Origin of the sequence: Pseudoalteromonas sp. CST2 (genome assembly GCF_028599385.1) — a bacterium.
GTDB classification, from domain to species: domain Bacteria; phylum Pseudomonadota; class Gammaproteobacteria; order Enterobacterales; family Alteromonadaceae; genus Pseudoalteromonas; species Pseudoalteromonas atlantica.
On the sequence record NZ_JAQREO010000007.1, the window covers coordinates 74,542 to 88,376 of the forward strand.

Below are 13,835 nucleotides of genomic sequence, written 5' to 3' on the forward strand. Positions count from 1 at the left end.
TATGATCCCAGAACTTGGTTATTTTTCTTTAACGCTTGCCATGGTGCTAAGCGTTTTACTGTGTATTTTTCCGCTGTGGGGCGCGCATACCGGTAATCTTCGTTTAATGCGTGCGGCCCCGTCTTTAGCCGTTGGGCAATTTGCTTTTGTACTTCTCTCGTTTGCTGCGCTTATCTATGCCAGCTTAACAGATGACTTTACGGTATCTTATGTGGCGTATCATTCAAGTAGTACGTTGCCTTGGTATTATAAAATTACCTCTACGTGGGGTGGGCACGAAGGCGCTATTTTACTGTGGCTTGTAATGCAAGCAGGGTGGACCGCCGTAGTTGCTATGCGTTCTAAATCGCTACCTTGGGTGTTGCGTGCACGCGTTTTAGGTGTGCTTGGCTTTTTAGGTGTCGGTTTTATGATGTACACACTACTGCTTTCAAGTCCGTTTGAACGCTTACTGCCGTATTTCCCTGTTGAAGGGCGTGATTTAAATCCGCTTCTACAAGACCCCGGTATGATCATTCATCCGCCATTACTGTATATGGGATATGTAGGGTTATCGGTTGCGTTTTCATTTGCTATTGCAGCACTTTTAACAGGTAAACTTGATAACACTTGGGCTAAATGGTCTCGCCCATGGACGATGACTGCTTGGGGCTTTTTAAGTTTAGGAATAACCATAGGCAGCTGGTGGGCTTACTCTGAGCTTGGCTGGGGTGGCTGGTGGTTTTGGGATCCGGTAGAAAACGCATCGCTTATGCCCTGGCTAATTGCTACGGCTTTATTGCACTCTTTGAGCGTGACAGAAAAGCGTGGTGTATTTAAATCGTGGACTGTGCTGCTTGCCATCGCTGCATTTTCACTGAGCTTATTAGGCACCTTTATTGTTCGCTCAGGCATTATTGTATCGGTGCATGCATTTGCCACTGACCCCGATAGAGGTTTATTCATTCTAGCCTTTTTAGGCATTGTTGTGGGCGGCGGTTTATCGTTGTATGCGCTGCGCGTATCACAAGTTAAAAGCGAAGGCCGTTACAAGTTTGTATCACGCGAAGTGGCGTTATGGCTTAACAATATCTTTTTAGTGGTAGCCACATTAATTGTTCTTTTAGGTACTTTGTTACCTATGGTGCATAAAGAAATGGGCCTAGGCAGTATTTCTATTGGCGAACCGTTCTTTAATAAAATGTTTGCCATTTTATTAGTACCATTTGCCATATTAATGGGAATAGGGCCTTTTCTTCGTTGGAAACAAAACAAGTGGGCTGTACTACAAAATAAAGTATTAATAGGTGTGTTAATAAGTGTTGTTATTACCTGTGCGTGGTTGTTCTCAAGCTACGATGTCGTAAAACCACTTACATTATTAGCAACCACATTAGGTGTATGGGTTGCTGTATCTACTGCCATAGATTTATACGCCAAGGCGGCGGTTCACGGGACGCTAAAAGAAGGCATTAAACGTTTAGGCATTAGCTACTGGGCTATGGTGCTAGGTCACGTTGGTTTAGCATTTGTTATTGCAGGCGTTACGCTTACTTCGGCATACTCAGTAGAGCGTGATGTTTCTATGAAGCAAGGCGATATTGTTACGCTTAACCAATACGAATACCGATTTGACGGCGTTAAAGCAATACGCGGCCCTAACTACAGTGGACATGCTGGTGTAGTGTCGGTATTTAATAACGATAAGCTAGTGACTGAGTTACATGCAGAAAAACGCAAATACGATATTGGTATGCAATTTATGACCGAAGCGGCAATTGATGCCGGCTTTACTCGCGACCTATATTTAGCGCTCGGTGAGCAATTAAGTAAAGGGGCATGGTCACTGCGTATTTATCACAAACCGTTCGTGCGTTGGATGTGGATAGGCGGTGTACTTATATCGCTTGCAGGGTTTATGATTTTATTCGATAAACGCTACCGTACATCAGCAAGTACACGCAAAAAAGCGTTGGAGAATGCGTAATGAACCGTAAAATTTTAGCTTTAGCACCGTTATTAATATTCATATTTTTATGTGTATTTTTGTATCAAGGTTTGTTTGCCAACCCGCGTGAAATTCAAACCGGTCGACTAGGCCAAACGATGCCTGCGTTTAACCTGCCTGATTTAATGCAAGATGATAAGCGCTGGACAGATGAAAGCCTAAAAGGCGAAGTTTATTTACTTAATGTATGGGGGACTTGGTGCCCTACATGTTTAGTTGAACTTGGGTATTTAACTAAGCTGCGCGAGCAAGGCGTAAAAATTATTGGTTTGTACTATGTACAAGGGTACGATGCCGATTTTGATGGCCCATTTGATATGCAGGCTTTGCGCACCGATGTGAGCGATATGCTCAGCCGTGCTGGCGACCCATACCAATTTAATATTTTAGACTTGCACCGTACCTTATCACTTGATTTAGGTGTATCGGGTGCCCCTGAAACATTCTTAGTGGATAAAACGGGTAAAATTTTATTACACCATACAGGGGATCTAAACCCGCGCGTATGGCGTGCTAAATTTGCCCCTGTTATGCAGGAGCTAAATTAATGCGAGTGTTTTTATTAACCCTGAGCTTTTTTATAAGTATGGCAGTGTATGCCGAGCAAGATCGCTACCAGTTTGATAATAACCAACAAGCCGTGCGCTTTGAAGAGTTAACCAAAGAGCTCAGGTGCCCTAAATGTCAAAACCAAAATATTGCAGACTCAGATGCTATTGTTGCAAAAGATTTACGCGACAAGGTACTCGCGTTGGTAAAAGAAGGTAAAACAAAAGACGAAGTAATCGATTACATGATAGACAGATACGGTTATTTTGTTCATTACGATCCGCCTGTAACACCGGCCACATTGGTACTTTGGGTTTTACCTGTACTTATTGTTATTTTGGGTTTTGGTTTTATTGTAATTCGCCAGCGTAAGGCGTCAGTTAAGCAAACCTGGAACAGCGATGATGAAGCAAAACTTGCTAAGTTAATTGCAGAAAATAAACGTCAGGAGCAAAATTAATGATTTTAATGTGGGCGTGTTTTGCTTTACTCACACTAATTGCACTGGCTTTTATTATGTTGCCTTTTTTAAAAAAAGAGCGCGTGCAAACCATTACTCACAATGCTAATGCAGAATTGATCAGCATTTACGAGCAGCGTTTAGTTGAGCTGCAAAACGACTTAGACAATCAACGAATTGATGCGCAAAGCCACAGTGAATCGGTTATTGAGCTAAAACGTCGTTTATTGAACGAGCTTTCACCAGAAAAATCGCTTAATAGCAAAGGTAATAACCGTATTTTTGCTTTAACAGGCGCAGCATTTTTATTAGCCCTCACCGGTGTTTTTTACACCTTTACAGGGAGCCAGCAGCAAATAGCAGCGTGGTATGATGCAATGGATAACCTTGCAGATTATGGCGAGCGTGCGGTAATGCAAAAAGGTGAGCCTCTAACTCAAAACGAGTTGCAAGCGTTTGCTTTAGCGCTGCGCACTAAGCTTAGTGAATCAGGCGATGACGAAGTTGCGTGGATGTTGCTTGGACGTGTGGCTATGTCGTTAAACGAATTTGATATGGCGCAGCAATCGTTTGATAAAGCCCTTCGAATGAACCCAGACAACATGCAAGTACTCATTAGCTACAGCCAAGTTTTACTGCTTGAAGGCAGCGAAGAGAACATGACGCGTGCAGCGGGTATGCTATCTAAAGTGCTAAAGGTTGAACCAACAAACCTTGATGCTATTTCTTTATTAGCGCTTATTGCCTATGAGCGCAAGGACTGGCCGCAAGCCAAAGCGGCGTTTGAAGTATTACTGGCAAGCATGGATAAAAGCGATACGCGTTATTCAATGATAGCGCAGCGTATTTCCGATATAGAGCAACAAATGCAAAATGAGGGCTCTGTAATGCCGGTCTCTGCTAATAGTGCTATTAGTGTTACTGTGAGCTTAGCGGATGAGCTTTTCGATAAGCAGCCTCAGCAGGGGACTTTATTTATTTTTGCCAAGGCTGCTCAAGGCTCTCCTATGCCATTAGCGGTTGTTAAACTAAATGAATACAGCTTTCCGCTAACAGCGCAACTCACTGATGCTAATGCAATGGTTGATGGGTTAAACTTATCAAGTGCTAAAGATATTGTGATCACAGCGCGGATCTCAATCGATGAGTCAGTTATGCCAAGTAGTGGTGAGTTAGAGGGTCACTCTGAGACACTACAACGTGAAAACGTAAGTGACTACCAACTTCAAATTGATACATTAATACCTTAAGGACATTAGATGTTAAAGCATAGTTTTACTTTTTTATGTTTATTGGTGCTAGCCGGATGTGCACAAGTACCAGAAAACAAAGTTGATGAGCGCGACCCGCTACAAAGCATTAACCGCCCATTGTACGACTTTAATATGGATATTCTTGATGCTTATATTTTACGCCCAGTGGCTGTAGGGTATGTAGAAGTGACCCCTGTACCTGTACGCAATGGGATTGTTAACTTTACCGATAATATTAGTGCGCCTGTTGATATGATAAACGCAGGGCTACAAGGTAAAGCGGGTAACGCAGGCGTGAGTTTAGCGCGTTTTTTAGTTAACTCTACGGTAGGTGTATTTGGTATTTTTGATGTTGCAAGTTCACTTGGACTTGAGCTGGTAGATGAAGACTTTGGCCAAACATTGGGCGTGTGGGGCGTTGGCGATGGCGCATATATTATGCTGCCAGCAATGGGGCCGACTACAGCACGTAACTTAACAGGCGATGTAGTTGATAACTTTGTGTTACCAGAAATCGCTCTGACTACGCCTCAAACTATTTTAGTTTTTGCGCTTAAAGCGGTTGAAGCTCGTGCTTCACTTATCCCGCAAGAAGGCCTACTTAATGACTCTCTTGACCCGTATTTGTTTGTTAAAGACATATACTTTCAGCGTCAGCTTTATGAGCTATACGACGGCAATCCTCCAATCAAAGAAGAGCCTGAAGACTTTGATGAAGACTTCTTAGAAAGCTTATAAATAACAGCTATAAAAAAATGCCAGCAATTGCTGGCATTTTTTATGTGTATTTTGAGCTTAAATAAACAGATTCTGATGTTTATTATTATTTAACCATCAGCTGCATTTGCTCATTAACCCAGGTTAAGGCGTCATGGTATGCGTTGGCAACTTCTTCGCCTAAATTTAACTGTTTAGCAATTTCGTTGGCGGCTTCCCAATCTGCGTGCTCATAAAACTTAACCAAGTTTAGATACTGAGCAAGCAGGCCTTCGTCATTCAATAGCGCAGCTTTTATCTCTGCAGACAGCGGGAGCTTTTGCATAACGCTTTCCATGGTTTCATCTAAAATGGCGTCCATAAGCGACATCATGCCAGTTAAAAAGGCCATACCGGTATCTTTAAACTGCCCGTGTGAAATAGCAAGTAGTTCACCAAATCGTGCACGTGTTAGCGAAAGCCTAATTAGCTCGACAGGTTTATCGGCAGAAACTTGCGCTGCAAATAACAAAGATAACAGCTTTTTAATTTCGTTAGCGCCAAGGACGATGAGTGCTTGTTTGATTGTGTTTATTTCGGCTCTGCGCGCAAACGCAGCTGAGTTTGAATAACGCAATAACTTGTATGATAGATTTACGTCACGTTCAAACACATCGGTTATCTTTTTAAGATCCATTTCAACAGATGAGGTTTCGTAAAGCAGCTCTGCTAATGCCATTTCTGATGGCGGCAGTGCTTTACTTTGTACCATTTCAGGCTTTGAAAAAAAGAACCCCTGAAAATATTCAAACCCAAGCTCAAGAGCTAAATTATAAGCTTCATAGGTTTCTACTTTTTCAGCTAAAAGCTTGATGTGTGGATAGGCTTTAATATCGTTAATTATGGTTTTTATTGCACTTTCATCAGTGGTTAAAAAGTCTATTTTTATAATATCTATAAATGGGTAAAAATGGCGCCATACTGGTTGGTGAATGTAATCATCAAGCGCTAGGGTGTAGCCTTTTTCTTTTAAATCTTTAACAATAGCCAGTAAGCGCTTACCTGGTTGCACTGTTTCAAGGATTTCTACAACGACCGTCTCTTTCCCTAACATAGTAGGGTAACCTTTAAGTAAGGTTTCTAGGGTAAAGTTAATATAGGCGGGTTTGTTGCCAGTTAAATCTTCTAAGCCAAAATTAAACTGACTCCCTTCGATTAGCTTAGTTGTTGCTTCGTCACCGTCTATGTCTGGAAATACATTATCAACGCCATCACGAAATAATAACTCGTATCCAACAAGCTCCTTTTCGCGGTCTAAAATAGGTTGGCGTGCAGCATAAAAATACATAAATAGTTCCGTACAAAATAATAATTATTAGTAATGGTTATAATATATGGCAAAACGTTCGAAATAGCATTAGGTAATTATTATTGATTTAATGAATTGTTATTAAATATTAGCTATATATGTAAATAAATTTACCGTATATCGGGTGTTTGAGGGTTAAATAGTCAATCCGGCTGTTTTTTGTTCACTTCAGTGTAACAAGTTGGAGTTATCACCTTTAAGCATGGTATAGTCAAGACGGATGGTTTTTACCCCAATAGTGTCTTTATTATAATATTTTAAGAGTCATTATTAGGATTAAAAGCCTGTTTTATACAACTTTGTGGAGGCGAATTTGGAAACAGGAATGATTATTTCACTGGCATTGTATTTTATAGTCATGCTTGGCATTGGACTTTATGCATACAAACAGTCTACAAGTGATGTTTCGGGTTATATGCTAGGTGGACGTAGCTTATCTCCAAGTGTTGCAGCATTATCTGCTGGCGCATCGGATATGAGCGGTTGGATTTTAATGGGCTTACCTGGCGCTATGTTCGTTACTGGCTTTAGTAGCACATGGATAGCAATAGGCTTGGTTATTGGTGCGTGGTTAAACTACTTTTTAGTTGCGCCTCGTTTGCGTGTTTACACTGAAAAAGCAAACGACTCAATCACAATCCCAGACTACTTCTCTAATCGTTTTAATGATAAATCAAACCTTTTACGTGTAGTTTCTGCGGTAGTAATTATTGTGTTCTTTACGCTTTATACATCATCAGGTGTTGTAGCAGGCGGTAAATTGTTTGAAAGCTCATTTGGCTTAAGTTACGAAATGGGTTTATACATCACCACTGGTGTTGTTGTTTTATATACCTTATTTGGTGGCTTCTTAGCAGTTAGCTTAACTGACTTTGTGCAAGGCTGTATTATGTTTATTGCCTTGATACTGGTACCGACCGTTGCTTACTCTTTATTAGATCAACCGCTAGAGTCAACACTTCATAGCGTAAACCCCGATATGCTTAATTGGATAGGTGCAGGCTCTGCATTAGGGATTATTTCGGCAATGGCATGGGGCTTAGGCTACTTTGGTCAACCTCATATTATTGTACGTTTTATGTCGGTGCGTAGCGTAAAAGATATGCCAACGGCTCGCCGTATTGGTATGACATGGATGATAGTTGCAGCCATTGGTGCTGTGGGTACTGGTTTATTTGGTGCCGCGTACACTTATGAAAACAACATTGTTGTTGAAGACCCAGAAACCATTTTCTTAATTCTTTCTGAGTTATTATTCCACCCATTAATTGCTGGTTTCTTATTGGCGGCTATTTTAGCTGCAATCATGAGTACAATTTCTTCGCAGTTACTTGTTAGCTCAAGTTCGTTAACTGAAGATTTTTACAAAACGTTTTTACGCAAAGAAGCAAGCGACACAGAGCTTGTTACTGTAGGACGTATTAGTGTAGCAGCAGTCGCTTTGTGTGCTATTTACTTAGCGTACGATAGAGACAGCTCAATATTAAGCTTAGTAAGTAATGCATGGGCAGGTTTTGGTGCGGCATTTGGCCCACTGGTTTTATTTAGCCTGTACTGGAAACGCATGAACTTTGAAGGCGCACTAGCAGGTATGGTTGTAGGTGCTGGTACGGTTCTGTTTTGGATTTACTCACCATTTATGATTGATGGACAAAGCTTAAGCAGTTACATGTACGAAATTGTACCAGGCTTTATTTTAGCAAGCATTGCAATTGTCGTTGTAAGCTTAGCGACGAAAGAGCCAGCGCAAAATATTACTGCGCTATTTGATGAGGTTGAAAAAGAGCTTTAATCAACCCGTACTGTAGATACGAAAAAGCCACCTAGTTTAACTAGGTGGCTTTTTTATTTGCTATGTGTTGTCCTCAAATGTGTTTGCTTATTTAGGACATATCAATAACCAATAAGTTATTTAGCAGGTAATACTGTGCTTTCTACGCTACCAAAGCCAATACGGGCATAGCCTGGCTTTTCACACCAGCCGCGCATAATTACATTATCGCCATCTTCTAAAAAGCTGCGTTGCTCACCATTACTCAGGGTTATTTTTTCTTTACCACCACGAGAAAGCTCTAATAAAGAGCCCGCTTCTTCATGTGTAGGGCCTGACTGCGTGCCAGAGCCGAGCATATCACCTGGCATAAAGTTACAGCCATTTACAGTATGATGGGTCACCATTTGCGCCACAGTCCAATATGAATGTTTGAAGCTTGAGGCAGAGACCTGCGTAGGTTGGTGGTTTTCATCACGCATTTTTTGAGTCTGAATTTTAACATCCATTTGAATATCAAATGCACCTTGTTCGCGATTAGCGGCAGATTCTAGGTACGGCATTGGTTGTGGATCGTTTTCATCACGTGTCCAGCTAGTTCTAAAAGGTGCAAGTGCTTCAGTGGTGACAATCCAAGGCGATACGGTTGATGCAAAGTTTTTAGCTAAAAACGGGCCTAATGGTTGGTATTCCCATGCTTGTAAATCTCGTGCTGACCAATCGTTAAATACACAAAAACCAAATACATGGTTTTCAGCGTTTTCAATGGCGATAGCATCACCCAGCGCATTGCCTTTGCCTAAGTAAATACCAAGCTCTAACTCGTAATCTAGGCGTTTACATGGACCAAATGATGGGGTATCTGCATCGGGCGCTTTAGTTTGCCCTTTAGGGCGGTGAAATGTTTGCCCCGATACATCAATAGATGAAGAGCGGCCATGATAGCCAATCGGCACCCATTTATAGTTTGGTAAAAGCGGGTTGTCTGGTCTAAACAAGCTACCAACGGCGGTTGCATGGTAAATTGAGGTATAAAAGTCGGTGTAATCACCAATACGACACGGCAGTGAAAACTCTATATCAGCTTGAGCAATAAGGGTACTTTGCATTTCTTTTTGTTGCTGTGCGCCTTCACGCAATGCTTTTGAAAGCGCTAAGCGCAGTGCTGACCAGTATTGCTCCCCTAAACCCATAAATGTATTTAGTGTTGATTCGCTTGCTGCATCTAGGGCTGTTTTAGCATCACCGGTAAAAATGTTTAAGTGGCTCAATTTTGCTAAATCAATAACCTGATCGCCAATAGCAACCCCGCCTCTAAATTCTTCATTTGTGTTTTTAGTACGAAATTCTGCAAAAGGTAAATTTTGAATCGGGAAGTCACAGCCTTTAATATTGGCCGACTCTACCCAGCTAGTTAAATTAATGTCGTGGGTTTCGTTAATTTGGCTCATTACTTATCCTTTAGGTTTGATGTTGGGTGCATGCATTTATTTAAGCATACTTGTATCTTGCACCCTACTTTTTAAATATTAAAACGACAAAAAGCAGCGAAGATCGCTGCTTTTAATTTACTCAAAAAAGTTATAAAACGCCGCGGCGCTCTTGGTCTCGCTCAATTGACTCAAACAATGCTTGGAAATTACCTTCACCAAAACCACCATCATCTACACGTTGGATCATTTCTATAAAAATAGGTCCAAATAGGTTTTTAGAGAAAATTTGTAATAGGTAGCAGTTTTCACTTTGGCTATCGACTAATATTTGATGCTCGCGAATTTTTTCTTTATCTTCTGCAACCCACGGCACACGGTCAAAAATAGTGTCGTAATACTCAGGAATAATGTCTAAAGTAGCAATGGTCGATTTATCAAGCTTATCAAGCGAGCTAACTAAATCGTCAGTTAAAAACGCGAGATGTTGTACACCAGGGCCATTATATTCGCCTAAATACTCGTCAATTTGGTTGTTGTTATTGCCTTTACCTTCATTAATAGGAATTGAGAAGGTGCCACAGGGTGATTTTAATGCATACGATAGCAACGCTGTTTTTTGACCTTTAATATCGAAATAGCGTACTTCTGTAAAACCAAACACGTCTTTGTAAAAGTTTGCCCATGTTTCCATAGTGCCTTTGTAAACGTTATTAGTTAAGTGATCTATACGTATAAAGCCTTTATCTTCAACTACATTAGGTGATGATAAATCTTCAAAGTCAGACTCATAAATAGACCCTTTATCACCAAATTGCTCAATAAAGTAAATCAGGCTATCGCCAATACCGTAAATGGCGGGGTAAGGTAAGTCTTTATGGGTTGAGTCGGTTGCGGGTTTTGCACCACGTGCTACAGCTGTTTCAAATGCATGCTGTGCATCCTCAACGCGCCAACCCATAGAGCAAATTGCTGGGCCATGACTTTTTGCAAATTCAGCAGAAAAACCATCGCGTTCGTTATTTAGTAAAAAGTGAATGTCGTTTTGGTTGTAATAGACAATATCTTTGCCTTTAAATTTTTTTAATTTTGAAAAACCAAAATCAGTAAACACCTTATCCATGTAGTCTGTATCAGGTGTTGCGTATTCAGTAAACTCAATACCAACTAAACCTAGTGGATTATTTGCTTCACTCATTTTTATTACTCCTGCAATAAATATTGCTACTGCGATTATGTGTTGTTGTCGTGTTGAGCTAGATAATCAACTAGATTTTAAGTTTGGGGAAGAGGAGGAGCAGATTTAGCATTTGAGCAAACTGTAAATTTAATAAGACGTTTACTTAGTCAATAGGTTTATACCTTACGCTTTAGGGTAAACGAGCATGTATTAGCTTGGTGCTTTTCGTTTATTAAAGTTTAAGGTATTGATATAAATAAATAAAAAAGAGGTTTTATAAAAATAAAACCTCTTTTAAAAATGTAGTTACATCATGTTTTTTGTATTTAATTGTTTACACTTTGTGTGCGATTGTTAAAAAACGTGTTGCGCTGCTCGAGCCAAAGATTAGGTGTTACGGTTGGAGCTGCTTGGTAGTGGCGCTCAATAGCTTGGTTTAATACCCGTGTTGTAGGGGTAAATGTCAGCTTTGATTGTGCACTGCCCATGCTTTTAATTTCGTCTCGAGTCAGGGCGCGCCCAGCATATAAAAGGGCGTTTAAATAACCGGGCACTGTTTCAAAGTTGTTATCTGTAAAGAGTAAAACAGATGACGTTAATGCCCAGGTGTTATTTATTTCACCGTCTTCTTTAACACCAGCAAGCTCGCCGTCTATGTACACTTCAAATACCCCATTACTGGGGGCGGTATAAAATACAAATGCAACTCGGTGCCAGTTTTCAGGCTCTGTTTGTCCAAAGTAACCACTATCACTGGTTGATTTACCATAACCGCCGGTTGGGTCGATAAACATATCGGCATCATCAGTGAGGTAATCTTGTGTGTTTGCTTGCATGATAGCGCGATAAATATCTTTGCCTTCTTCTGGCCAATATAAATCCATTACTAAGGTGTAATCAGAAACCATTCCTTCACTTGCATAATCACCATTGGCAGGTGTATTTAAGGTTATTAATAACCCCTCGGTAGGGGCGTGGCGTGAAAACGCCATTACACCTGAGCTGCCATCAGCAAAATCAGCAATACCAAGTGCTTGAGTTGTATTATATTGCGTTTCTTCGGGGCCCCAGTTTGTTTGTTCTGGGTCAAAATAGCTCAATACTGATGGGCCATAATCTGCTGCCAAAGGGCTATTTGCATCGTCAAAATTCCACACTGTGACATTACTTTGCTCATTACATGAAAAGAGTTGATTATCGGTATCTAGGTATAAGCATTGGCTTGTTCTAAAACGCGCATATTGATCGAGTAACCACCATGCTTCGTCAATAGCTTCTACATTTGAAAAGGTAACACCGCTAAAAAATAGTTCAGGATTAAGTGCTGCGCCTTTAAATAACGCAACCTGGTAAGTGCTCGCAGCTTGTATATCATCTGGTTTGAGTAAAAACCAATTTGGCTGACTGGCAAACATGGTGTTTAAATCGCTACCTGTAACCGTTACGCTATATAACGAATTAAAGCCAGGAGTGTTAGAGGGCTGACGCTCAACATAGTAGGCTTTATGAAAGTCTTCTTGTGTTAAGGTCCCTGGTGTCCACCTTGTTTGTACTAATTCTGGGTTAAGCAAGGCCGCCGTTATATCACTTGCATGGGCTGCAGCTAAAGCCGTTATTTCTGCAAGTTCTAAACTACTTGGGTAGTTTTCAGAAATAGCAATTTCTGTGTTTGCATCAGGCGCATAGCGGCCCATAATTTCATCAATTGCCAGTTTAGTTGGTTCATCACGTTCGCTGATGCTGTCAGTTTCAATCGTGCTGTAATCTATTGTTGGCGATGTTTTATCTTGCAAGTTAAACGTAAGAGTAACATCGGTGATGCCTTTGGCGTAAAAATCTGGCTGAATAACCACAGCGCCGTTCTCGAGCGTATTATAACTTTCACCGCCATGAGTATGACCGCCTAACACTAAATCAATACCGCTTACATCGGTTGCCATATCAATGTCTAAGCCTTCACCTAAATGGCTTAGCATTACCATGTAGTCAACATCGCCTTGGTATTGGTTTACTATACTTTGTGCTATTTGTTGCCACTGCCAGCTCATTTTAAATTGTTTGATAAAGTCAGGTATAGGCTCATCATCTATCGGTTCGTCTAGCTCGTTCCAAGGTACTGAGGTCATACCAAATACACCTAAGGTCACACAGCCTACTTGTACTTTAGCAAAGCCTACAGCGGCAAAATCTTGTAATTGTTCGCCTTCATAGCGTGTATTACTGGCAAGTACTATGGCGTTATCATCTTGCGAGTAGCTTAATAATTTTTCTGGCCCCCATGCATAGTCGTGATTTCCTACCACACGTAAATCAAACTGCATGGCTTTAATGGCTTCTTCTGTAGCGCTACCTTGTGATAGTTGCTCAGCAACAGTGCCTTTTTCGTAGTCATCACCCCCGTTGGTAAAAAGGGTATGCGGCGTTTGTGCAAGTACTTGGTTGTAGTAGGCTTTTATGCGGCTAAAGTATTGCTCCTCATAACCGAATCGCGCGTGTAGGTCGGCAACATGAACAAATCTAACCGATTGCTCTGTGGCTGTGGCATCACACGTTGGGCCTATAGCAGCAAAGGCCTCATTGCGCTGCATCATAATAGCGAAGGTTCCTAGTGTTGTTACTTGCGCACTTACAAAACCATCTGCAACAAAAGAGTTATCAATAACTTCCCAGCCATCGCCAGATTGTCTAGCAATAAATAGCTGGCCACCTAATTGGTAATCATCAGGTATTTTTATGGTAATTGTTATTGGGTTACTAAAAGAAAGCGTACTTGGGGTGAGCAGGTGTATATCTGAGATAATATTTAGTAGTGCATTTACATCATCTAATACTGTTTTTTCGTATGTAAGTTCAGTGTTTTGAGAGACAGCATTGGCAGGTACAGTCAGTAAAAAGCTTCCTTCGTCGAGGCTGATATCTAAACCGGTAGTTGTAGATACGGTTAACTCGCTAGGCTCAGGCTCAACGGGATCATTAGGGTTAGTTGTAACTTGATCGTCTGAACCACCACAGGCAGATAATAAAAGAATGCTTAAGGTTAAAAATAGGGTGCGAGATAAAGTTAACAAGCGCATGTACTGCGTCCCTGAGACTAGTTAAAAATTAATCAGCAGATGATACCAGTTTACAGCGAGGTGATA

General features: G+C 41.0%; 10 protein-coding genes. 6 read left to right on the forward strand and 4 right to left on the reverse strand.

Annotated elements, in window-relative coordinates; genetic code table 11:
• Window position 1 precedes the first annotated feature (1 nt).
• The 5 genes from PSH41_RS11120 to PSH41_RS11140 are packed head-to-tail and all read left to right on the forward strand — an operon-like array spanning window position 2 to window position 4,987.
• Window positions 2–1,966, forward strand: coding sequence for a heme lyase CcmF/NrfE family subunit (locus PSH41_RS11120; protein ID WP_273589039.1), 1,965 nt, complete (start codon window positions 2–4; stop codon window positions 1,964–1,966).
• Window positions 1,966–2,535 (forward strand): redoxin family protein, encoded by a 570-nt coding sequence (locus PSH41_RS11125; RefSeq protein ID WP_029773820.1) that lies wholly within the window; start codon window positions 1,966–1,968, stop codon window positions 2,533–2,535. The genes PSH41_RS11120 and PSH41_RS11125 overlap by 1 nt, the downstream gene beginning before the upstream one ends.
• Window positions 2,535–2,996: a cytochrome c-type biogenesis protein gene (locus PSH41_RS11130; RefSeq protein WP_004588327.1), complete on the forward strand. Its 462-nt coding sequence runs from the start codon at window positions 2,535–2,537 to the stop codon at window positions 2,994–2,996. Before PSH41_RS11125 ends, PSH41_RS11130 begins: the two co-directional genes overlap by 1 nt.
• A complete protein-coding gene (gene ccmI / locus PSH41_RS11135; RefSeq protein WP_273589040.1) occupies window positions 2,996–4,246 on the forward strand; it encodes a c-type cytochrome biogenesis protein CcmI in 1,251 nt (416 codons plus the stop codon). The genes PSH41_RS11130 and ccmI overlap by 1 nt, the downstream gene beginning before the upstream one ends.
• Before the next feature lie 9 nt (window positions 4,247–4,255).
• On the forward strand, window positions 4,256–4,987 hold the full coding sequence (locus PSH41_RS11140) for an MlaA family lipoprotein (protein ID WP_004588329.1): 732 nt from the start codon (window positions 4,256–4,258) through the stop codon (window positions 4,985–4,987).
• 85 nt (window positions 4,988–5,072) lie between these two features.
• Here PSH41_RS11140 and PSH41_RS11145 read toward each other — a convergent pair whose 3' ends face one another.
• Window positions 5,073–6,293 (reverse strand): EAL and HDOD domain-containing protein, encoded by a 1,221-nt coding sequence (locus PSH41_RS11145; RefSeq protein ID WP_273589041.1) that lies wholly within the window; start codon window positions 6,291–6,293, stop codon window positions 5,073–5,075.
• A gap of 334 nt (window positions 6,294–6,627) precedes the next feature.
• On the opposite strand from PSH41_RS11145, the gene putP reads away from it, so the two are divergent.
• On the forward strand, window positions 6,628–8,106 hold the full coding sequence (gene putP / locus PSH41_RS11150; RefSeq protein ID WP_273589042.1) for a sodium/proline symporter PutP: 1,479 nt from the start codon (window positions 6,628–6,630) through the stop codon (window positions 8,104–8,106).
• 116 nt (window positions 8,107–8,222) lie between these two features.
• Here the strand turns inward: putP and fahA are convergent, their stop codons facing one another.
• The 3 genes from fahA to PSH41_RS11165 form a co-directional block, all read right to left on the reverse strand.
• Window positions 8,223–9,536: a fumarylacetoacetase gene (gene fahA / locus PSH41_RS11155; RefSeq protein ID WP_054983015.1), complete on the reverse strand. Its 1,314-nt coding sequence runs from the start codon at window positions 9,534–9,536 to the stop codon at window positions 8,223–8,225.
• Between the two features lie 130 nt (window positions 9,537–9,666).
• The gene (gene hppD / locus PSH41_RS11160) at window positions 9,667–10,713 is read right to left on the reverse strand and encodes a 4-hydroxyphenylpyruvate dioxygenase (RefSeq protein WP_138685809.1); all 1,047 of its coding nucleotides are present in this window, start codon (window positions 10,711–10,713) and stop codon (window positions 9,667–9,669) included.
• Between the two features lie 308 nt (window positions 10,714–11,021).
• On the reverse strand, window positions 11,022–13,769 hold the full coding sequence (locus PSH41_RS11165; RefSeq protein WP_273589043.1) for a metallophosphoesterase: 2,748 nt from the start codon (window positions 13,767–13,769) through the stop codon (window positions 11,022–11,024).
• Window positions 13,770–13,835 lie beyond the last annotated feature (66 nt).